At 60.2% G+C, this 251-nt stretch carries 1 protein-coding gene; it reads left to right on the top strand.

Features of this window, described 5'->3' with window-relative positions; translation table 11 throughout:
- The coding region (locus HY30_RS03500) for a transposase domain-containing protein (protein WP_034737190.1) at positions 1-251 on the top strand (251 nt) is incomplete at both ends.

Raw genomic sequence — 251 nt, 5'->3', positions numbered from 1 at the left:
ACCCGGTTCCTTGATGACGGCCGGATCGAACTCGACACCAATCCTGTTGAACGCGCCATCCGGCCCGTTGCGCTTGGCCGCAAGAACCATTTGTTCGCCGGGAGTGATGGTGGTGCGGAACGCTGGGCCATCCTTTGCTCGCTGATCGAAACCGCCAAACTCAATGGCGTTGAACCCTACGCCTACCTTGCCGATATCCTTCAGCGAATGGCCGATGGATATCCCGCGAACCGCCTCGGCGATCTCCTGCC

Source organism: Hyphomonas chukchiensis (assembly GCF_000682695.1).
Lineage (GTDB): Bacteria > Pseudomonadota > Alphaproteobacteria > Caulobacterales > Hyphomonadaceae > Hyphomonas > Hyphomonas chukchiensis.
This window is presented reverse-complemented; position numbering and strand designations above follow the sequence as displayed.